Source organism: Tamlana crocina (assembly GCF_012037625.1).
Genome location: NZ_JAAVJS010000173.1, coordinates 1 through 496, shown reverse-complemented (window position 1 = coordinate 496; position 496 = coordinate 1). Strand labels below are relative to the sequence as shown.

The following is a 496-nucleotide window of genomic DNA, read 5'->3' as shown; positions in this document are numbered from 1 at the left end:
ACTGGTTTGAGTAATACTAAAGTGAAGGAAAATATTAAAAACACCTACCAGTATATCAAAGCAAACGAAAAGACAATTTTAAACTCTCAGCATTCTTTGTCCAATTTTGATATTTCAGTTCAGGTTACAACAGTCCTAGGATCCAATATTTCTACTGGAATAGGATCTGCTGTTTATATGGCCGTAATTTCATCTATTTATAAAAAGAATTTAAAGCCTGGCCTGGCCGTTCTTGGGAATATTTCGGTAGGTGGAGCAGTGGAGAAATCTATTAACCTGGCAGACAAAATCACAATGCTTTCAGAAAACGGTGCCAAAACAACTATAGTACCTATGGACAATCTTCCAGAACTGGCCAATGTGCCAGCAAGTGTGCTTGGAAATACGGATGTGCCCTTTTATTCTAATAATCAGATGTTGATGCAGAAAGGGATTTTGTTGGAGTGACAATAAAAAGTAAGGATTGTAATAATTTAAAAAAATGATAGAAATAGAC

General features: G+C 35.5%; 1 protein-coding gene. It reads left to right on the top strand.

The annotated features are described in order from the left end of the window. Window positions 1-447, top strand: a 447-nt coding sequence (locus tag HC176_RS16190; protein WP_342448713.1) for a S16 family serine protease, incomplete at its 5' end; no start/stop codon positions are given. Between the last annotated feature and the right edge of the window lie 49 nt (window positions 448-496).